Here is a 21205-nt window from a genome sequence, read left to right on the forward strand (position 1 = left end):
ACCGAAACTCAGATCACGGAATCGACACCGGCGGGTCACTGTTCGTCTCGATCTCAAGTTGAGGTTGAGTGTCGTGGCGAGTCGCGTTGATCCGCCGACATCCGCCGCATAGCGTCATCAGCGACATCGAGCACCGGACACGGGCCGATGAAGATGATCGGCCGACCGGAAACAGCCTGGACCGCGTACTGTGGACGTGGACGTCAGGCACCGTGGTGCGGCGTCCGATCCGAGCTTTGCGAGGGAGTCAGAAGTGGGCGATCGTCCGGTCGACAACGAAACGACGTCGAGCGACCCGTCACCCGATCGTCCGGTGGCCGAGCGCGCAGACGCCGTCCCGACCCAGGGCAGCCTCGGCGAGATCGCCCCAGGTCTGTTCCCGGACGACACCGTGCCCGACGAACTCGTCGGTTACCGCGTGCCGAGTGCGTGCCAGATCGCGGGGATCACCTACCGCCAGCTCGACTACTGGGCCCGCACATCGCTGGTCGTCCCGTCGATCCGCGGAGCGGCTGGTTCGGGCAGCCAGCGGTTGTACTCGTTCAAGGACATCCTCGTCCTCAAGATCGTGAAGCGTCTGCTCGACACCGGAATCTCCCTGCAGAACATCCGTGTCGCCGTCGACCATCTGCGCCAGCGCGGTGTCGAGGACCTCGCGCGGATCACCCTGTTCTCCGATGGCACGACGGTGTACGAGTGCACGTCGGCCGAAGAGGTCGTCGACCTGCTGCAGGGCGGGCAGGGAGTGTTCGGCATCGCGGTGAGCGGCGCGATGCGCGAACTGACCGGCACCATCGCGGACTTCCCCGGCGAGCGAGCCGACGGCGGTGTCAGCGAGACCGCGCCCGAGGACGAACTCGCCGCGCGCCGCAAGAACCGCGCCCGTCGCACCGGCTAGTTCGCGTTCCGCGTAGACTGGCCCCGCGTCGCTACGCTGCGGGAGAGCGTCGACGGCAGAGATGCCGACGGCCGCCGAAGGAGCAACACCTCTCCGTCAAACTCTCAGGCACCCAGGACCGCGGTGGTGACGACGTCTCTGGAAAGTGACGATCCGTCGTCCGCCCACGGTGAAAGGTCGTCGCGCAACGCTGCGGGGCACCGAATCTCTCAGGCGTCACATCGGCTGCGGCCGACGACATGACAGAGGGGGAGGGCCAGCAAGCCGGTGCGTGCGCACCGGCGCCTGCGAGAGGTGCCCTCCACCCGTGTCCACCATCGATTCGACCCCGTCCGACGCCCCGGACTCGCCCACAGCCACCTCCCGGGTCTCGGCCGCCTTCGTCGATCGCCACGTAGGTCCGGACGCCGACGAGACCCGTCGCATGCTGGAGGCGATCGGGGCGGCCTCTCTCGACGATCTGGCGCGCCGCGTCATCCCGGCGGTCATCGCCGACGAACTCGACTCCGACGTACTCGGCGCGCTACCCGAGCCCCTCAGCGAGAGTGCGGTTCTCGCGCAGCTCGGTGATCTCGCCGCCCGCAACACCGTCGCCCGCTCGATGATCGGGCTCGGCTACTACGGCACCCACACGCCCGGCGTCATCCTCCGCAACGTGCTGGAGAACCCGGCCTGGTACACCGCGTACACGCCCTATCAGCCCGAGATCAGCCAGGGGCGGCTCGAGGCGCTGCTCAACTTCCAGACCATGGTCGCCGACCTCACCGGGATGGAGGTGGCCAACGCCTCGATGCTCGACGAGGCCACTGCGGCCGCCGAGGCGATGACGCTGATGCGCCGTGCGGGCAAATCGAAGTCTCCGCGCGTGATCGTCGACGCCGACCTCTTCCCGCAGACGCGTGCGGTGCTCGACACCCGCGCCGAGCCCCTGGGCATCGAGGTCATCGAGGCATCGCTGCACCCCGATCTGCCCGGATGTGGACTCCCGGACGGCGAGTTCTTCGGCGTGATCCTCCAGGTGCCCGGCGCATCGGGTCGCATCGTCGACGCGACCGCGATCATCGACGCGGCACACGAGCGCGGCGGTCTGGTCGCGGCCGGTGCCGATCTGCTGGCCATGACACTGGTGACGCCGCCCGGCGAGCAGGGAGCCGACGTCTGTTTCGGCACGACGCAACGCTTCGGTGTGCCGATGGGCTTCGGCGGACCGCACGCGGGGTACCTCGCTGTCGGATCGAAGCACGCCCGACAGCTCCCCGGTCGCCTGGTCGGGATCTCCAAGGATGCCGACGGCAATCTCGCGTACCGGCTCGCGCTGCAGACCCGCGAGCAGCACATCCGCCGGGAGAAGGCCACGAGCAACATCTGTACGGCGCAGGTGCTCTTGGCGGTGATGGCCGCCATGTACGCCTCGTACCACGGCGCCGAGGGGTTGCGCGCCATCGCGCGACGCACGCATGCCGCGTCAGCGCGGCTGGCCGACTCGCTCGCGGCCGGCGGATTCTCGGTGGCGCACGCCACCTTCTTCGACACCATCGAGGTGCATGCCCCGGGTCAAGCGGATGCCGTCGTGGCCCGGGCTCGCCAGGAGGGTGTCAACCTGCGCCGGGTCGACGCCGACACCGTCGGCATCGCCTGCGACGAGACGACCACCGCCGTTGATGTCGACGCGGTGCTGCGCGCCTTCGACGTCGCCGGTGTCACGCCGCGAGCGCTGGCGCAGCCGATCGAGAACCGCACCAGCGAGTTCCTCACCCACCCCGCGTTCAACCGGTACCGCACCGAGACCGCGATGCTGCGGTACCTACGAGCCCTGTCGGACAAGGACATCGCGCTCGACCGCAGCATGATCCCGCTCGGGTCGTGCACGATGAAGCTCAACGCCACCACCGAGATGGAACCGATCACGTGGCCCGGCTTCGCGCAACTGCACCCGTTCGCTCCGGCCGACGACACCGCGGGGATCCGCGAACTCATCGCGACACTCGAGGACTGGCTCGTGGCGGTCACCGGGTACGACCGAGTCAGTCTGCAACCGAATGCGGGCTCGCAGGGAGAGTTCGCCGGCCTGCTGGCGATCCGGGGTTACCACCTCAGCCGCGGTGACGTCGACCGGGACGTCTGTCTGATCCCGTCGAGCGCCCACGGCACCAATGCCGCCTCGGCGGTCATGGCGGGAATGCGGGTGGTGGTGGTCGGATGTCGCGACAACGGCGACGTCGACCTCGACGATCTGCGCGCGAAGATCGACGCCAACGACGGTCGGGTCGCGGCGATCATGATCACCTATCCGTCGACGCATGGAGTCTTCGAGCATGACGTGCGCGAGGTCTGTGGCGCCGTCCACGACGCCGGCGGCCAGGTCTACGTCGACGGCGCGAACCTCAACGCACTGGTCGGCGTCGCACGACCGGGTCATTTCGGTGGCGACGTGAGCCACCTGAACCTGCACAAGACCTTCTGCATCCCGCATGGCGGCGGCGGACCGGGCGTCGGGCCGGTCGCGGTCCGGGAGCATCTCGCCCCATTCCTGCCCGGACACCCGCTCGCCGACGAGCTGCCCGGCTCGGCGACCATCGCCGCCGCCCCGTACGGCTCGGCGGCGATCCTGCCGATCACCTACGCCTACATCGCGATGATGGGGGCGGACGGTCTGCGCCGGGCGACGCTGACGGCGATCACCGCCGCCAACTACGTCGCCAAGCGGCTCGGTGAGCACTATCCGGTGCTCTACACCGGCGAGGACGGCTTCGTCGCCCACGAGTGCATCCTCGACCTCCGGGCCATCACCAAGGCCACCGGCGTCACCGTCGACGACGTGGCAAAACGGCTCGCCGACTACGGTTTCCACGCCCCGACCATGAGCTTCCCGGTTGCGGGCACCCTGATGGTCGAGCCGACCGAGAGCGAGAACCTCGATGAGATCGACGCGTTCTGCGACGCGATGATCGCGATCCGCGGCGAGATCGAACTCGTCGGACGAGGGGAGTGGCCCGCCGAGGACAACCCGCTCCGCGGCGCCCCGCACACCGCCGAGTCGCTGGTCGGCGAGTGGGATCATCCGTACTCGCGCGAACTCGCCGTCTACCCGCAGGGACTGCCGTCCGCGGGTGGCCGGGCCAAGGTGTGGCCGGCCGTCCGGCGGATCGACGGGGTGTACGGCGATCGCAACCTGGTGTGCAGCTGCCCGCCCATCGAGGCCTACAGCAGCTGACCTGACTCTCGGGAAGCTCCTCGCCTGCTCGTCCAGTAGGTGAGGAGCGCACCGACGAGCCGTGTCGACCCGGCCGTCGCTTCTAGCCGCCCGCGGTTCCCGATGGCACCGCCGAGGCCGTCGAGCTCGCCGGCACGTACACCAACCGGTTGACGGCGACGATCGCACCGTTCTCCGGCGTGGGCATCGGATTCGGTGTCCGCGGGAACGTCACGGTCGAGGTGGCCGCGGGCATCGGGGCATCGCCGCGGAAACCGAGCTCGGTGAGCAACTGCAGCTGCTCGGGCTCCGAGGCGAACTGGATGAACTCCGCGACGGCATCGGTCGCCGACTCGGTCACCGCGGGACCGGACAGCCGGATCACGGGGTAGTCGGCGATCGGCGTCGGACCGGTCGGGATCAGTTCGGCCAGCCGTGCGCGGTCGTCGTCGCGGGTCATCTGGAACAGGCGCTGCTCGGTGATGGGTACGACGTGGATCGGGGCCCGGGCGGCATCGGGAGCATCGGCGATCGTCGCCGCCGCGCCCTGGGGTGTCCCGTCCGGGGAGAGCGGGGCGCCCTCGAGCATGGCGCGGACGCTGGAGCTCACCCGCGGGGACTCGGCGTCGGCGGTGGTGAGCGGGCCGGCGGTCCGGGTGACGCGGGTCGCGACCGCCTGGGCGGCGAGTGCGCTGGCGTCGGACTGCGCCCCGATCGGCATCGCCATCCGCAGTGACCCCCACCCCTGGAGGCCGAAGTCGGTGAGCGAGTTGTCCCGGCGCTGCAGCGTGGGGATCTGGGACCAGTCGAGTCGCCCGCCCAGTGCGGTGTCGAGTTCGGGGGAGACGGCCAGCACGACCGGTGTCGAGACCAGGGAACGGGTGTTGCCCTCGATCACATCGGGTTTCGCCGCCGCCAGATCAGCCGACCACACCGACGACTGCGGGACCCAGGCGGCCGGAAAGGCGCCCATCGACTCGGCGTCCCATGATCCCGACAGGCCGTCGAGGGTGATCTTGGCGTCGCCCGGACGGACGTCGACGGTGATGCACTTGTCGCGCACGACCGGGTTGGTCGCGCCGAAGTTGCGGGCGACGGCGGCGAGTCCCGGCGCGATGTCGGGGTCGGCGATGATCGGGACCGACTCACGGCCTTCGACGCATTGCGCGGCGGCCTCTTCGGCCTGGCGGTCGATCTGATCGCCGAGGTCCTGCCAGGTGACGACGACAGCCGCGATGAGCAGGATCGACAAGAGGGCGGCGACGACACCTCGGCTCACGCCGCGGCTGCGGATGCTCTCCCCGCCGCTACTCCGGTGATGTGCCAACGCCGATGCCCTCCCTGCTCGGTGCGTCCCTCGCCCGGTCGGCCGTGGCGACCCGATGCGCAGTGCAGGGTACGACGATACGCCGTGCCGATCCTGGGTGGTTCGGCACGGTCGTATCGCCTACGTCGCGACCCGGGGTGCTCAGCCCGCCGGATTCGCCGCCTTGTACTCGCGGCGACGGCGGTGCAGGATCGGCTCGGTGTAGCCGCTGGGCTGCGTCGTGCCCTCGAGGATCAGCTCCTTGGCCGCCTGGAAGGCGATGTTGGAGTCGAAGTCCGGCGCCAGCGGACGGTAGGTCGGGTCGCCGGCGTTCTGACGGTCGACGACCGGGGCCATCCGCTCGAGCGAGGCCACCACGTCGGCTTCGCCGACGATGCCGTGGCGCAGCCAGTTCGCGAGCAGCTGGCTCGAGATCCGCAGGGTTGCACGGTCTTCCATCAATGCGACGTCGTGGATGTCGGGCACCTTCGAGCAACCGACGCCCTGGTCGATCCAGCGCACCACGTAACCGAGGATGGACTGGCAGTTGTTGTCGAGTTCCTGCTGCTTCTCCTCGTCGGACCAGTCCGTCTTCGGCGCGAGCGGGATGGTCAGGACGTCCTCGACCCGGGCGGGATCGCGCTTGGCGATCTCGTCCTGACGCTCGAAGACGTCGACGAGGTGGTAGTGCAGTGCGTGCAGTGTCGCGGCGGTCGGCGAGGGCACCCATGCGGTGGTGGCCCCGGCCTTCGGGTGCCCGATCTTCTGCTCGAGCATGTCGGCCATCAGATCGGGCATGGCCCACATGCCCTTGCCGATCTGTGCCTTGTGCTGCAGCCCCGCGTGCAGTCCGGTGTCGACGTTGAAGTTCTCGTACGCGCCGATCCAGGTCTGCTGCTTCATCTCGGCCTTGCGCACCATCGGACCCGCCTCCATCGAGGTGTGGATCTCGTCGCCGGTGCGGTCGAGGAAGCCGGTGTTGATGAAGACCACGCGCTGCTCGGCTGCCTTGATGCAGGCCTTGAGGTTGACCGTGGTGCGGCGTTCCTCGTCCATGATCCCGACCTTGAGCGTGTTCTCGGGCAGGCCGAGGACCTTCTCCACGCGGCCGAACAGTTCGACGGTGAAGGCAACCTCGTCGGGGCCGTGCATCTTCGGCTTCACGATGTAGACCGATCCGGTCCGCGAGTTCTGCAGTCCGTCATCGGACATGCCGTGGATGCCGATCAGTGAGGTGATCAGGCCGTCGAGGATTCCTTCGGGGACCTCGTTGCCGTCGGCGTCCAGGATGGCGTCGTTGGTCATCAGGTGTCCGACGTTGCGGACGAAGAGCAGTGAACGCCCGTGCAGGTCGAATGTGGTGCCGTCCGGGGCCGTGTACTCGCGGTTGCCGTTGAGCACGCGCGTGAAGGTCTTGCCGCCCTTGGAGACCTCTTCGGCGAGATCGCCCTTGTTGAGGCCCAGCCAGTTGCGGTAACCGATCACCTTGTCTTCGGCGTCGACCGCGGCGACCGAATCCTCGAAGTCCATGATCGTGGTGATCGCGGACTCGACGACGACGTCCTTGATCCCGGCCGGGTCGGTGGAACCGATCGGCGAGGACGGGTCGATCTCGATGTCGAGGTGGAGTCCGTTGTTGCGCAGCAGGATCGACGTCGGCGAATCGGCCTGGCCCCGGTATCCGACGAAAGCCGTCGGATCGGCGAGGGTCGAGGTCTTGTCGCCGTCGAGCGTCACCTGCAGGGCACCATCCCGAACGGCGAACGCGCGCACATCGGTGTAGCTGCACTGCTCGAGCGGCACGGCCTGGTCGAGGAAGTCCTTGGCGTAGGCGATGACCTTGTCGCCGCGCACCTTGTTGTACGACGAGCCCTTCTCCGCGCCGTCGGTCTCCGGGATCGCGTCGGTGCCGTAGAGCGCGTCGTACAGCGATCCCCATCGGGCGTTCGAGGCGTTCAGCGCGAAGCGCGCGTTGAGGATCGGGACCACGAGCTGCGGGCCCGCGGTGTCGGCGATCTCGCGGTCGACGTTCGACGTGGTGATCTGGAAGTCGGCCGGGACCTCGGCGAGGTAGCCGATCTCGGTGAGGAACGACTTGTACTCGTCGAAGTCGCCGGTGCCGGGGGTGAGGTCGGCATCCTTGTGGTCGCGGTGCCAGGTGTCGAGCTTGCTCTGCAACTCGTCGCGGACGGCGAGCAGCTCGCGGTTGCGCGGTGCGAGATCGGCGATCACCGATGCCGCACCGGCCCAGAAGGCGTCCGCATCTACACCGGTACCGGGCAACGCCTCGTTGTTGATGAAGTCGTGCAGGACGGTAGCGACCTGCAACCCGTTGACGGTGATCCGGTCAGACATGGCAGCCTTTCTCGAGCGAAATGACAACGCATACATGCTACTCGTCGGTAACGGGGGACGGCAGGCGCCTCCCGTCACGGGCGGTGTGCCCGCTCAGCGAGCTCGGTACAGAGGGTCGACAACCGGGACCGCAGAGTCGTTCCGAGGTCGGCGATCGCCGATTGTTCGCGGACGTAGTCGGCTCGGCCCGCGGGGGTCTCGATGCGGACCGGTTCGTACCCGAGGTCGCTCAGATCGTAGGGGCTCGCCCGCATGTCGAGGTCGCGCGCGCGGAGGGCCAGGGCGAAGCAGTCGAGCGTCAGGTCCGATGGCACGAGCGGCGCGAGGGTGAAGCAGTAGCGATAGAGGTCCATCGTCGCGTGCAGACAGCCGGGTTGCTCATGCTCGATCTGTGATGTCCGGGTGAGCGTGGCGTCGTTGCGCGGTCGGGCCGGATCTGTGAAGAACCGGAAGGCGTCGAAGTGCGTGCACCGCAGCGGCATGGACTCGACGACCGCATCCGTGCCTGCGGGTCCCAGACGCAACGGGAGGTCGTGCCGGGTGTCATCGGTGCGGTAGACCATCGCCCACTCGTGAAGTCCGAAGCAGCCGAGCCGGGCGGGCCGCCGGGCGGTGGCGCCGAGCATGTCCACGGCCGCGGAAAGAGCGTCGGCCCGGTGCCGGAGATGGGCTGCGCCGACGCGGACACCGGCGTCGGTCTGCTCGTAGCCGCGCAGGCCGAGGAACTCCGCACCCTCTTCGAGGGTCACGCCGTAACCGGGATGCCAGCGCAGCACGTGCGCCGGACGCGACGAGTAGTAGGTGAACAGGAAATCGATCACCGGGTGCCGGGCGCCGCGACGACGGGCGTCGAGGTAGGGGCCGATCAGGTCGTCGACCGCGCGACGATGGGCGTCACGCAGCGAGCGCCACTGCCCGGCCGGGAGGACGGAGTCGTCGCGAACCGGACCCGGCGAACGCAGTCGCTCGCTCACCACCGCACTCACACCCGGTGGGTCTCGTCGCGGACGTTGCCGACGAATTCCTCCACCAGATCGGCGAGGGGGACGATGCCGATGGTCCGGCCGCTGTCGTCGACCACGGCACCCAGATGCGAACTGGATCGACGCAGCACCCCGGTGGCCTCGTCGAGCGGGGTGGTCGAATCGATCACGGGCAACGGTCGGATCTTGTCGACGCCGATGATGGTGTCCGGCCCGACGTGCTCGTCGAGGATCTCGTCGAGCACGTCCTTGAGGTGCAGGTAGCCGGTGAACGTGCCGTCGGGGCCCCGAACGGGGAATCGGGAGAAGCCGGTCTCGGTGACCGCCTTCTCCACGGCGCCCAGCGTCGGTCCGATGCCGCCCGAGCCGGACACCTGCACCCCGACACTGCGCATCTGTTCGAGCGGGATCATCACCTCGGACACCGTGCGGCCGATGGACTGCAGGGCGCGGGTCAGGCGTTCGTGCTCCTCGGCGTCGAGGAGGCCCTCTTGCTTGGACTCGCCGACCATCTCGGCGAGCTCGCCCAGCGACACCGTGGATTCGAGTTCGTCCTTCGGCTCCACACGGAGCAGTCGCAGCGAGATGTTCGCCATCCAGTTGTAGAAGGCGATCAACGGCCGGACCAGGCGGATGAACATCAGGTGCGCCGGCACCAGCAGCATCGCCGACGACTCCGGACCGGCCAGCGCGATGTTCTTCGGCACCATCTCACCGAGCAGGATGTGCAACACCACGACGAGCGACAGCGCGATGGCGAACGAGATCGGGTGCAGCAGGGCGTCGGGAACGTGCGCGAGATGCAGTGGCGCCTCGATGAGGTGCGCGACCGCGGGCTCGCCGATCCGGCCGAGCAGGATCGAACAGATCGTGATGCCGAGTTGCGCACCGGCCAGCATCAGCGACAGCCGCTCGCCGGCATGGATCACGGTGTGCGCGCGGGACTTCCCGCTCTCGGCGAGCGCTTCGAGTCGGTCGCGCCGAGCGGAGATCAGGGAGAACTCGGCACCCACGAAGAACGCGTTCCCGGCGAGGAGGACGACGGTCAGGCCGACCGCCCACAGGTCACCCATGGGAGTTCTCCTCTGCGGTCGGCGTCGCGATGTCCGGCCGGCCGGGTGCCGTCAGCTCCGGTTCGGCGGGCGCGGGTCGGATGGCCACCACATCGACGCGCCGCCCGTCCATCTGTGCCACCGTCGCCCGCCAGGTGACATCGGGCCCGCGGTCGGGCGACTGCGAGGTGTCGTCGTCGGTCTCGCCGACGGGCGAGCGCCGCGGGAGATCCACCACGTCGTCCACCGTGGGGATGCGCCCCAGGCAGTACATGACGAGTCCGCCTAGGGTGTCGTACGGGCCGTCGGGCGCGTGGTAGCCGGTGGCATCGTAGAGTTCGTCGATCCGCAACAGCCCAGCGCAGAGATAGCCGTTGCCGTCGACGGCCACGTCGGCCCGCTCGTCGTCGTGCTCGTCGGTCACGTCACCGAGGATCTCCTCGATGAGGTCCTCGGTCGTGACGATGCCCGCGGTACCGCCGTATTCGTCGATCACCACGCACAGCTCCATGCCGTCGGCGCGGATCCGTTCCATGAGCGCGTCGCCGTCGAGGCTCGCCGGTACGCGCGGGACCGGCCGGGCGATCGAGGTGACCGATGTGGTGGCCTGACGTTCCGGCGGGACGGTGAAGGCCTGCTTGATGTGCACGACCCCGACGAGGTCGTCGAGGTCGCCGTCGATGACCACCGGGAACCGTGAGTGGCCGGTGCGCGACGACGCCATGACGAGGTCGCGGACGGTGTCGGCGCGATCGAGGCAGTCGATCGTGACGCGGGGGGTCATGAGATCTTCGGCGGTGAGCTCGCCGAAGCGCAGCGACCGGTCGACGAGGGTCGCGGTCTGCTGATCCAGGGCGCCGCGGCGAGCCGAATTGCGCACGAGCGAGACGAGTTCCTGAGGCGACCGCGCGGACGCCAATTCGTCGGTCGGTTCGATGCCGAGACGGCGCACGATCCAGTTCGCGGTGCCGTTGAGTCCGTTGATCGCCCAGCGGAACATCGCCGAGAACACGGTCATCGGGCCCGCGGTGGCCCGTGCCACCGCCAGCGACTTGGCGATCGCCAGGTTCTTCGGGATCAGTTCGCCGAGGACCATCGACAACGACGTCGCGATCACCAGCGCGAGGATCAGCGACGTCGCCGAGGCGACCGAGTCGCCCACCCCCAGTGCGTTCAGCGGCGGTCGCAGAATCCGGGCGAGAACCGGTTCGGCGATATAACCGGTGATGAGTGTCGTGATGGTGATGCCCAGCTGGGCACCCGAGAGCTGGAACGACAGGGTGGAGTGCGCGCGCTGGACCATCCGCGCACGCCGGTCCCCGCGATCGGCGACATCGGCGGTGATGGTCGAGCGTTCCAATGCGGTCAGGGAGAACTCGGCCGCCACGAACAGGGCGGTCCCCAGCGTCAGCGCGATGAATCCGACGAGACTCGCGACCAGGAGCAGGATCTCCACGTCACCACCCGCCCGGCAGGGGTCGCCCTTCGGCGAAACCGGCGGGCGACTGGATCCCCAGCACCACCTTGTCGTGCAGTTCGCGAAGGTTCCGGGCGCCGGTGTAGGTGGCCGTGCTGCGGACCCCCGCGCAGATGTGGTCGATCAGATCCTCGACGCCGGGTCGCTCCGGGTCGAGACGGATCCGCGAACTCGAGATGCCCTCCTCGAACAGGCTCTTGCGTGCCCGGTCGTAGGTGCTGTCGCCGCTCGACCGCGCCGCGACGGCCCGCTTCGAGGCCATGCCGAAGCTGACCTTGTACGGACCCTGCGCATCCACGAGCAGATCGCCCGGCGACTCGTGGGTGCCGGCGAACCACGAGCCGACCATGACGTTCGATGCCCCGGCGGCCAGTGCCAGTGCCACGTCGCGCGGGTGCCGGACGCCGCCGTCGGCCCACACCGACGCACCGTGCCCGGCCGCGACCGCGGCACATTCGGCGACCGCCGAGAACTGGGGGCGTCCGACGCCGGTCATCATCCGGGTCGTGCACATCGCGCCCGGGCCGACTCCGACCTTGACGATCGACGCGCCCGCACCGATGAGATCGAGCGTGCCCTCGGCGGACACGACGTTGCCGGCTGCGATCGGGACGCCCAGGTCGGCGTCGGCGACCGCCGTGAGCGCGGTGAGCATCTTCTCCTGGTGACCGTGCGCGGTGTCCATGACCAGTAGGTCGGCGCCCGCGGCGACCAGTGCGCGAGCCTTGCCCACGACATCGCCGTTGATGCCGACGGCCGCCGCGATGCGCAGGGCGCCGGCGGAGTCGACGTTCGGTGAGTAGATCGCGTGCCGCAGGGCTCCCACGCGGTTGAGGACCCCGGCGAGCCGGCCGTCGGGTTCGACGAGCACTGCCAGGCCGAGATGCAGGTCGCCGAGTGCGTCGAACACCTCGCGGGGCGGGGTGTCGACGGGCAACATCACGATGTCCGGGTCGGCGACCTCACGCACACGCGCGAACCGGTCGACGTCACGGCAGCGTTTCTCGGTGACCACCCCGACCGGACGGCCGTCCTCGACGACGACGGCCACCCCGTGGGAACGCTTCGGGATCAACGCGACCGCGTCGGTCACCGACGCCCCCGGGTCCAGGGTGACCGGGGTGTCGGCGATCAGATGCCGCGACTTCACGTACGCGATGGACGCAGCGGCCGCTTCGATGGGCAGGTCCTGGGGGAGGACCACGAGCCCACCGCGGCGGGCCACCGTCTCGGCCATCCGCTTGCCCGCTACCGCCGTCATGTTCGCCACGACCAGCGGGATCGTGGTCCCGCTGCCGTCGGACGTCGACAAGTCGACGTCGAAGCGCGAACTGACGTCCGACCTGCCCGGGACGATGAAGAGATCGTCGTACGTCAGATCGTGTGTCGGCCGGTGGCCTTCGATGAATCGCACTGGAGTTCGCAGGCTCCTATTCGGTCACTTCCGAGCGGTCACCGCTCCACAGCGTGTGGAACGTGCCCTCCTTGTCGATGCGCTGGTAGGTGTGTGCGCCGAAGTAGTCGCGCAGGCCCTGGGTCAGCGCGGCCGGCAGGCGTTCGGCACGCAGACCGTCGTAGTACGACAGCGACGATGCGAACGCCGGCACCGGGATACCGAGGAGGGTCGCGGTCGAAACCACCCGGCGCCAGCTGTCGATCCCGACCTCGACGGCCTCGCGGAAGTACGGCGCGAGCAACAGGCTCGGGAGTGCCGGGTCGTCGTGGTACGCCTCGCGGATGCGGTTGAGGAATTGCGCCCGGATGATGCAGCCGCCGCGCCAGATGGTGGCCAGTGCCCCGCGGTCGACGTCCCAGCCGTATTCGGCGCTGCCGGCGGCGATCTGATCGAACCCCTGGGCGTAGGCGACGACCTTCGAGGCGTAGAGGGCGGTCTTGATGTCGTTGACGAAGGTCTCGCGGTCGGCGGGGGCCGAACCGAGGTTCCCCGACGACAGACCGCGGGCCGCGACGCGCTGGTCGGTGGCGCTCGACAGCGCGCGGGCGAAGACGGCTTCGGCGATCCCGGTCGTCGGGATGCCCAGATCGAGGGCGGACTTCACGGTCCAGCGACCGGTGCCCTTCTGGCCCGCGGCGTCGACGATGACGTCGACCAGCGGCTTGCCGGTCTCGTCGTCGACCTGGCTGAGGACCTCGGCGGTGATCTCGATCAGGTAGCTCTCGAGTTCGGTGGTGTTCCAGTCGCGGAAGACGTCGGCGATCTCCGAGACCGGCATGTCCAGGGCCTTGCGCATGAGGTCGTAGGCCTCGCCGATGAGCTGCATGTCGGCGTACTCGATGCCGTTGTGCACCATCTTGACGAAGTGGCCGCTGCCGTCGGGGCCGATGTGGGTGCAGCACGGCTCGCCGTCGACCTGGGCGGCGATCGACTCGAGGAGGGGGCCGAGCGACTCGTACGACTCGACGGGTCCGCCCGGCATGATCGACGGGCCGTTGAGAGCGCCCTCTTCGCCGCCGGAGATGCCGGCGCCGACGAAGTTGAGTCCGCGGGCCGACATCGCGGCCTCGCGCCGGATGGTGTCGGTGTAGAGGGCGTTGCCGCCGTCGATGATGATGTCGCCGGGCTCCATGGCGTCGGCGAGTTCTTCGATCACCGCGTCGGTCGCGTCGCCCGCCTTCACCATGATCAGCACCCGGCGCGGACGCTCGAGCGCCGCCACGAACTCGGCCACGGTCTCGGTGCGGATGAAGTTGCCGTCACCGCCGTGGTTCTCGAGCAGCGCGTCGGTCTTGGCGATGCTCCGGTTGTGCAGCGCGACCGTGTACCCGTGACGGGCGAAGTTGCGTGCGATGTTCGAACCCATGACGGCCAGGCCGGTGACACCGATCTGGGCCTTCGCGGAGGAGGACGATGAGTCGACGTTGTTCATGCGGACAGCCTATTGCCTCTGTGTCCGAACCGGCGATCTGCCTCCACGTGTGACGGCGGTCCGACGCCGCGGGGAAGACGAGTCGTCAGAATGCCGACATGAGCCGGTTGAGCTCGGTGAGCCACGGGATCGCGACCGCGAGGGTCGGGAGGACCAGGATCGCTGCGGCCGCGCCGTAGGCGCCGGCGGCGACGATCCGCGCGGGGCGGTCGTCGCGGAGACGGTGGACGCGCGTCAGGGTCGTCGGCCCGCCGACCGCCATCGCACCGCGCGGGGCAACCGCGTCGGCGCAGGCGACCAGCGCACGACCCAGCGTGGTCGGGGTGGTCGCCCGGACGGCCTGATCGTCGGCCAGTGCCTCGACGAGGAGTTCGGCCGCGCCGAGCGCGGAACTGCTGCGCACGAACCGGGGGAACGCCTCGTGCAGTGCGATGAAGGCCTCGAGCACGAGGTCGTGCCGGGCACGTAGGTGGGCGCGCTCGTGCGCGATGACGGCGACCAGTTCGTCCCGGGTGAGGCGATGCACGACGCCTTCGCTGACCACGACACGCTGGCGGAGGCCGGGCAGGCAGTAGGCGAGCGGCTGCTCGACGTCGATCATGCGGACGTCGCGGGCGTAGAGCGGGTCGTCGGCGTCGTCGGTCCGGTCACAGCGGTCGAGGATGTCGATGAGCTGGCGGTGCGCCTTACGCCGGGCGCGGGTGCGCACACCGACGCGGATCACCGTGTAGAACAGTCGCGCGCCGACCAGGAGGGTCAGGACGAAGACGCCGACGCACAGGAGCCACAGTGGCCAGCCGAGCCGTTCGATCTCGCGGACCGGGTGGGTGGTCGGGGTGCCGTCCGGTCCGATCACAAGGATGTTCGCCGCGATCGCCAGGCCACAGCTGAACGCCGACAGGACGGCGGCCAGGGCAATGGCCTGCCACAGCGTCATCGCCGCACGTGGCGCTCGGATCGGCCAGCGCGCCCGGGACAGTGCCTCGGGTACGGGTCCGGCGAGCACCAGGCTGACGATGCCGAAGAGCAAGGCGGTCATCTGGTTGATTCCTCAAAGTGGGCTGCGAGTGGTGGTGCCGCGAATCTAACCGGTGTCGCTCGTTCCGCGGGCGGCTTCGAGTTCATCGAGTGCGGAACGGAGGGCGGCCGCCTCGTCGGCGCCGACGCGTCCGACGAAGGACACCAGGGCGGCGTGCCGCGACCCGGGGGCGTCGGCCTCGCTGAGGGCGTCGACCATGAGGCTGGCGACCAGGTCCTCTCGCGGGTGCGTGGGGACGTACTTGTGCGCCCGGTCGTCGCGGATCTGCGTCACCAGGTTCTTCTTCGCCAGTCGCTGCAGGACCGTCATGACGGTCGTGTAGGCGAGCGAACGGTCCCGTGACAGCGCGGCGTGCACCTGCCGCACGGTCTGCGGGGTCGAACTCTCCCACAACGTGTCCATCACAGCGCGTTCGAGGTCGCCCAGGCCATTCATCTTTCGCATTTTACTGCTGTGCCTCCGTTTGTGGGTCCGCTGGATACCCAGTTGTTGCGTGCCGGTGTGCCGAGCGACGCTCGCGCGGGGCGGCACGCCGTTGACGTGGCCGTTTCCGCGGCGCTTGACACGTTGGTAAGGCTAGCCTACATTAAGTGTCACGTCGGACCGCGCGAGAGTCCTGAGGGCTGCAGAGACCCCCGGTCCACGGCACGGAAGGCCCCGCATCTCCCAGAGGTGCGGGGCCTTCCGGTATCTACGGCTAATCAACGACCGGTGCACGTCCCATGTTCCCGCGGTAGTCCACGCGGGTTCGCGGACCGCTGTCGCGCCCGCCGGACCCGCGTGCGACTGTGGACGCCATGACTGCGAACAGTGCGGACGAGGTGCTCCGGGATTCATTCGGCAAAGGACTCGACGGCGTCCTCGGACTCGGGGTCGTCGAGGCGGGGCCCGACCGGATCGTGGCCACGATGGAGATCACCGAGAGTCACCATCAGCCGTTCGGGATCGTGCACGGCGGGGTCTACTGCGCGGTCGGCGAGAGTGTCGCCAGCATGAGCGGCTTCCTGTGGCTGCAGGACTCCGGGATCGGCGGCACCGCGGTCGGGGTCAACAACAACACCGACTTCCTCCGGTCGGTGCGCGCGGGCACGGTCACCGCGACGTCCACGCCGATCCACCGCGGCCGTCGACAGCAACTCTGGGCCGTCGACATGGTCGACCAGGACGGCGCGCTGCTGGCCCGGTCTCAGGTGCGACTGCAGAACATCGAGGTCACATAGGCCGCTGAGGTCCGCGTCACGCCGGCGTCGCTCGGCGCGCCGACCCTGTCCCGGCATGGCAGGATGACTCCTACTGCCCGGCCGGACCCACCGATCGACCGTCCGGCCGATCACCCTCGAGGAGTGCTCCCGGTGCGATTGTCGCCGCATGAACAAGAACGGCTGTTGATCTCGTACGCGGCCGAACTGGCCCGCCGGCGGCAGGCACGCGGTCTGAAGCTCAATCACCCGGAATCGGTGGCGCTGATCACCGATCACGTCCTCGAAGGCGCGCGTGACGGCCGGTCGGTGGCCGAGTTGATGACCTCGGGACGCGAGGTCCTGCGGCGCGACGACGTGATGGACGGGGTGTCGGAGATGCTGCACGACGTCCAGGTCGAGGCGACCTTCCCGGACGGCACCAAGCTGGTGACCGTGCACGACCCGATCGCCTGAGCCCCGACCCAGCCAGACCGTTGGCGGGCGGTCCGTCGTCGACCAGTCCCGTCCGCTGAACCGCAGCACTCCAGGAAGGACCGAGATGCCGGGTACGCACTCCACCGGCCCGCGATCGGCGATCGTGCCGGGCGAGGTCATCGCCGTCGACGGGACCATCGAACTCAACGCGGGCGTCGGCGCCGTCGAGCTCCGCGTCGTGAACTCCGGTGATCGCCCGGTGCAGGTCGGCAGCCACGTGCACTTCCCGCAGTCGAACTCCGCACTCGTCTTCGACCGCTCGCGCGCACACGGCCGTCGGCTCGACATCCCGGCCGGCACCGCCGTGCGGTTCGAGCCGGGAATCGAGATGACCGTGGGCCTGGTGCCGCTGGGCGGGACCCGCGAGGTGTACGGGATATCCCTCGATCCGCCCGGCGCCTGCGGCCCGGTCGACGCCGTCCCCAGCGACGAGAGTGAGTGACACATGGCCATCCTGGGACGCGACCGTTATGCCCAACTGTTCGGCCCGACGACGGGCGATCTGATCCGGCTCGCCGACACCGACCTGCTCATCGAGGTCACCGAGGATCTCTCGGGTGGGCCGGGACGAGCCGGGGACGAGGCGGTCTTCGGGGGTGGCAAGGTGATCCGCGAGTCGATGGGACAGAGTCGGGCGACCCGCGCCGACGGCGCTCCCGACACGATCATCACCGGTGTCGTCGTCCTCGATCACTGGGGAATCATCAAGGCCGACCTGGGGATTCGGGACGGACGCATCGTCGCGATGGGCAAGGCGGGCAACCCCGACACCATGGACGGGGTGCATCCGGACCTCGTCATCGGACCGTCGACCGAGATCATCGCGGGCAACGGCAAGATCGTCACCGCCGGCGCGATCGACTGCCACGTCCATTTCATCTGTCCGCAGATCATGGACGAGGCGCTGGGCAACGGGATCACCACCGTGGTCGGCGGCGGGACGGGACCGGCCGAGGGCAGCAAGGCGACCACCGTGACGCCCGGCGCGTGGCACCTGGCCTCGATTCTCGCCGCCACCGATCACTGGCCGATGAACATCGCACTCCTCGGCAAGGGCAACACCGTCAGCGCCGAGTCGATGCACGAGCAGATCCGTGCGGGCGCTTCCGGTTTCAAGCTGCATGAGGACTGGGGCAGTACGCCCGCGGCCATCGACGCCTGCCTGCGGGTCGCCGACGAGACCGGCGTCCAGGTCGCGCTGCACTCCGACACCCTGAACGAGGCCGGGTTCGTGGAGACCACTCTCGGCGCGATCGCGGGCCGGGGCATCCACGCCTATCACACCGAGGGTGCCGGCGGTGGTCACGCACCGGACATCATCACCGTCGCCGCATACCCGAATGTGCTTCCGTCGTCGACGAATCCGACTCGTCCGCACACGGTCAACACACTCGACGAGCACCTCGACATGCTGATGGTCTGCCACCACCTCAACCCCACGGTGCCGGAGGATCTCGCCTTCGCGGAGAGCCGGATCCGCCCGTCCACGATCGCCGCCGAAGACCTGCTGCACGACCTGGGTGCCATTTCCATGATCGGGTCGGACTCGCAGGCGATGGGCCGGATCGGCGAAGTCGTGCTGCGGACGTGGCAGACCGCGCACGTGATGAAGCGCAAGCGGGGGGCGCTGCCCGGCGACGGCCGGGCCGACAACAACCGCGCCCGACGCTACGTCGCGAAGTACACGATCTGCCCGGCGCGCGCGCACGGCTTCGACGACGAGATCGGCTCGGTCGAGGTCGGCAAGCTCGCCGACCTGGTGCTGTGGGATCCCGCGTTCTTCGGAATCCGGCCGGATCTGGTCATCAAGGGCGGCGCGATCGCCTGGGCGGCGATGGGCGACGCCAATGCCTCGATCCCCACTCCGCAACCGGTCTTCCCGCGCCCGATGTTCGGCGCCGCACCCAAACTCGCGGCCGCCACGTCGGTCAGCTTCGTGGCTCCGGGTGCCGACGCCGACCTCGCCGGCCGGATCGGGGTCGACCGGCGGCTCGTCCCGGTCAAGAACACCCGCGGCGTCGGCAAGGCCGACATGGTCAACAACGACGCATGCCCGACGATCGAGGTCGACCCCGATACGTTCACGGTGACGGTCGACGGTGAGGTGTGGGAATCCGAACCCGTCGCCGAACTCCCGATGGCGCAACGATATTTCCTCTTCTGATGCGATCCGGCGACACCACCTCCGCGCCGCTGGCGATGATGCTCGCACTGGCGGATTCCCGACTGCCGGTGGGCGGACACGTGCACTCCGGCGGGGTCGAACAGGCCATCGCCGACGGATTCATCCGCACCGCAGGCGATCTCGCCTCCTTTCTGTACCGCCGGGTGACCACGAGTGGTCTGGTCGCCGCGTCGGTGGCGGCCGCGGTGGCCGACGGTGCCCTCGACGTGCCCCACGCGCAGCGGGAGACCGACGCGCGCACACCGTCATCCGCCGCGCGGAAGGCGTCGCTGGCGCAGGGCCGGGGAATGGCGCGCCTCGCACGCCGGATGTGGCCGGACACCGACTGGTCGGCCCACCGGCCGGCAACACATCTCCCGGTCATCAGCGGGTCGATCGGTGCTGTGTCCTCGCTCTCGGGATTCCACACCGCGCTGATCCTCGTGTACACCACGATGAGCGGGTCGGCGACCGCCGGCCAGCGTCTGCTCGCACTCGACCCCGCGGACGTGTCGATCATGATCGCCGAACTCGGCGCCGAGTGCGAGCGGGTCGCCGCGGAGGCCGCGGTCGGTCTGGCGGACCTGTCCGATCCGGTTCTCGACATCTTCGCCGAACGCCATGAGCGGCAGCCGATGCCGCTCTTCATGTCCTGACCGCTGTTCACGTCCTGACCCCCGCCCGACCTGACCTGACGATGTCGCGCACCCGCACATCGCCGACCGAGAGGAGTCCCCATGCCCCCGCATCTCATCGACGGGCAGCCGCACACCCACGACCACGACCGGCCGCGTCGCAAGCGTGAACCCGGTGAGGCCCTGCGTATCGGCATCGGTGGTCCCGTCGGGTCCGGCAAGACCGCGCTGGTGGCCGCGCTCTGCCGTCAGCTCCGCGACGAGTTGTCGGTGGCCGTGCTGACCAACGACATCTACACGACCGAGGACGCCGACTTCCTGCGCCGCAACGCTGTTCTGCCCGATGAGCGGATCACCGCCGTCCAGACCGGCGGGTGCCCGCACACCGCCATCCGGGATGACATCACCGCCAATCTCGACGCCATCGACGATCTCGTGGAGGCCAATCCACCGCTGGACCTGATCCTGGTGGAGTCCGGCGGCGACAATCTCACCGCCACCTTCTCGACGGGTCTGATCGACGTGCAGATCTTCGTCATCGACGTCGCGGGCGGGGACAAGGTGCCCCGCAAGGGTGGCCCGGGTGTCACGTTCTCGGACCTGTTGGTGATCAACAAGATCGACCTGGCCGAACGGGTCAACGCCGACCTCGACGTCATGCGCCGCGACGCGGCGAGGGTCCGTGACGGCCGGCAGACCGCCATGATCTCGCTGACCGAGGATCCCGCCGCGACCGACGTGCTGGCGTGGGTGCGGACACAGCTGGCCGCCCCGGTCGTCGCCGGGTGACCATGCGCACCGAGGTCGACATCGTCGCCACCGTCGACCGCGGTGTGCGCCACCGGGCGGTCGGGGGTCTCGGCGTGCGGGTCACGGCCCCCGGCCACGTGCAGCTCATCGGCACGGCCGCGACGCCCCTTGGCGGTGACGAGATCGTGGTCCGCATCGAAGTCGAACCCGGCGCGCACCTACGGGTGGGCAGCGTCGCCGCGACCATCGCACTGCCGGCCCGCGACCGCGTGGACTCGTCGGCCCGGTGGGAGATCGGAGTCGGTGACGGCGGGCGTCTGCGGCTCGACCCGCAACCCACCGTCGTCGCGGGCGGTGCGCGGCATCAGTCCGACATCGCGGTGCGTCTGGCGTCGGGCGCCACCCTCGACCTGCACGAGCACGTGCAGATCGGCCGGGCGGCCACGATGACGGACTCGACTCTGGCCGACCGGGACCGGGCGGGTGCCTGGACCGGGGGACTGCGTGTGGACGTGGACGGCGAGGTAATGCTCGCGCATCGGCTCACGCTGGGGCACGGCACCCCAGCCGGTGCTGCCGGCCACCGCGCGGCGAGCAGCGTCTTCCGCTATCCCGACGACCGGTCGGGGGAGGTACACGCGACCGAGTTCGCCGCGCGGCTCCAACTCGCCGGGGGAGCCAGCCTGACCACCGCCCTCGGAGCCTCGGTCAGCGCTGCTCAGCGGCTGGCCGACGATCTCGAGATCGATTCACTGGCCGCGGTGCCGTAGCACCCCGAAGGTGGCCGGC

Annotated in this window: 18 protein-coding genes and 1 riboswitch; of the genes, 9 read left to right on the forward strand and 9 right to left on the reverse strand. The window is 69.2% G+C overall.

Going from position 1 to position 21205, the window contains the following annotated elements:
• Positions 1-253 precede the first annotated feature (253 nt).
• Together CA982_RS17580 and gcvP are read left to right on the forward strand one after the other, a co-directional pair.
• Positions 254-898, forward strand: a complete 645-nt coding sequence (locus tag CA982_RS17580) for a MerR family transcriptional regulator (protein ID WP_086536552.1) — start codon at positions 254-256, stop codon at positions 896-898.
• 29 nt (positions 899-927) lie between these two features.
• Positions 928-1029, forward strand: a riboswitch (glycine riboswitch).
• 176 nt (positions 1030-1205) lie between these two features.
• The gene (gene gcvP, locus CA982_RS17585; RefSeq protein ID WP_086536553.1) at positions 1206-4112 is read left to right on the forward strand and encodes an aminomethyl-transferring glycine dehydrogenase; all 2907 of its coding nucleotides are present in this window, start codon (positions 1206-1208) and stop codon (positions 4110-4112) included.
• A gap of 82 nt (positions 4113-4194) precedes the next feature.
• Here gcvP and CA982_RS17590 read toward each other — a convergent pair whose 3' ends face one another.
• The 9 genes from CA982_RS17590 to CA982_RS17630 form a co-directional block, all read right to left on the reverse strand.
• Positions 4195-5418: a substrate-binding domain-containing protein gene (locus CA982_RS17590; RefSeq protein ID WP_086536554.1), complete on the reverse strand. Its 1224-nt coding sequence runs from the start codon at positions 5416-5418 to the stop codon at positions 4195-4197.
• 141 nt (positions 5419-5559) lie between these two features.
• On the reverse strand, positions 5560-7752 hold the full coding sequence (locus CA982_RS17595; protein WP_086536555.1) for a malate synthase G: 2193 nt from the start codon (positions 7750-7752) through the stop codon (positions 5560-5562).
• Positions 7753-7826: 74 nt separating this feature from the next.
• On the reverse strand, positions 7827-8738 hold the full coding sequence (locus tag CA982_RS17600) for a 3-methyladenine DNA glycosylase (RefSeq protein WP_086536556.1): 912 nt from the start codon (positions 8736-8738) through the stop codon (positions 7827-7829).
• Complete coding sequence (locus tag CA982_RS17605; RefSeq protein ID WP_086536557.1) at positions 8735-9808, reverse strand: hemolysin family protein; 1074 nt, start codon at positions 9806-9808, stop codon at positions 8735-8737. Before CA982_RS17605 ends, CA982_RS17600 begins: the two co-directional genes overlap by 4 nt.
• Positions 9801-11243 carry a hemolysin family protein gene (locus CA982_RS17610; RefSeq protein ID WP_086536558.1) on the reverse strand — a complete coding sequence of 481 codons (1443 nt, stop codon included), beginning with the start codon at positions 11241-11243 and terminating at the stop codon, positions 9801-9803. Before CA982_RS17610 ends, CA982_RS17605 begins: the two co-directional genes overlap by 8 nt.
• 1 nt (position 11244) lies before the next feature.
• Entirely contained in the window at positions 11245-12678 is a 1434-nt protein-coding gene (gene guaB1, locus CA982_RS17615) for a GMP reductase (protein WP_086536559.1), read from the reverse strand.
• Positions 12679-12694: 16 nt separating this feature from the next.
• Complete coding sequence (gene gndA, locus CA982_RS17620) at positions 12695-14152, reverse strand: NADP-dependent phosphogluconate dehydrogenase (RefSeq protein WP_086536560.1); 1458 nt, start codon at positions 14150-14152, stop codon at positions 12695-12697.
• A gap of 85 nt (positions 14153-14237) precedes the next feature.
• Positions 14238-15191, reverse strand: coding sequence for a M56 family metallopeptidase (locus tag CA982_RS17625; protein ID WP_086536561.1), 954 nt, complete (start codon positions 15189-15191; stop codon positions 14238-14240).
• Between the two features lie 45 nt (positions 15192-15236).
• Entirely contained in the window at positions 15237-15635 is a 399-nt protein-coding gene (locus tag CA982_RS17630) for a BlaI/MecI/CopY family transcriptional regulator (protein ID WP_010843819.1), read from the reverse strand.
• A 353-nt stretch (positions 15636-15988) separates the two neighbouring features.
• Here CA982_RS17630 and CA982_RS17635 point away from each other — a divergent pair, with 353 nt between their 5' ends.
• From CA982_RS17635 to CA982_RS17665, 7 genes are all read left to right on the forward strand, one after another.
• Positions 15989-16411, forward strand: coding sequence for a PaaI family thioesterase (locus CA982_RS17635; RefSeq protein WP_086536562.1), 423 nt, complete (start codon positions 15989-15991; stop codon positions 16409-16411).
• Between the two features lie 132 nt (positions 16412-16543).
• A complete protein-coding gene (locus CA982_RS17640; protein ID WP_086536588.1) occupies positions 16544-16846 on the forward strand; it encodes an urease subunit gamma in 303 nt (100 codons plus the stop codon).
• Between the two features lie 85 nt (positions 16847-16931).
• Complete coding sequence (locus tag CA982_RS17645) at positions 16932-17309, forward strand: urease subunit beta (protein ID WP_086536563.1); 378 nt, start codon at positions 16932-16934, stop codon at positions 17307-17309.
• A gap of 3 nt (positions 17310-17312) precedes the next feature.
• On the forward strand, positions 17313-19031 hold the full coding sequence (locus CA982_RS17650; RefSeq protein WP_086536564.1) for an urease subunit alpha: 1719 nt from the start codon (positions 17313-17315) through the stop codon (positions 19029-19031).
• Positions 19031-19687: an urease accessory protein UreF gene (locus tag CA982_RS17655; RefSeq protein ID WP_086536565.1), complete on the forward strand. Its 657-nt coding sequence runs from the start codon at positions 19031-19033 to the stop codon at positions 19685-19687. Before CA982_RS17650 ends, CA982_RS17655 begins: the two co-directional genes overlap by 1 nt.
• An 81-nt stretch (positions 19688-19768) precedes the next feature.
• Positions 19769-20455, forward strand: coding sequence for an urease accessory protein UreG (gene ureG / locus CA982_RS17660; RefSeq protein ID WP_086536566.1), 687 nt, complete (start codon positions 19769-19771; stop codon positions 20453-20455).
• A 2-nt stretch (positions 20456-20457) separates the two neighbouring features.
• The gene (locus CA982_RS17665; RefSeq protein ID WP_086536567.1) at positions 20458-21186 is read left to right on the forward strand and encodes an urease accessory protein UreD; all 729 of its coding nucleotides are present in this window, start codon (positions 20458-20460) and stop codon (positions 21184-21186) included.
• Positions 21187-21205: the final 19 nt, after the last annotated feature.

This window comes from Gordonia lacunae (assembly GCF_002149015.1).
Taxonomy (GTDB): Bacteria; Actinomycetota; Actinomycetes; order Mycobacteriales; family Mycobacteriaceae; genus Gordonia; species Gordonia lacunae.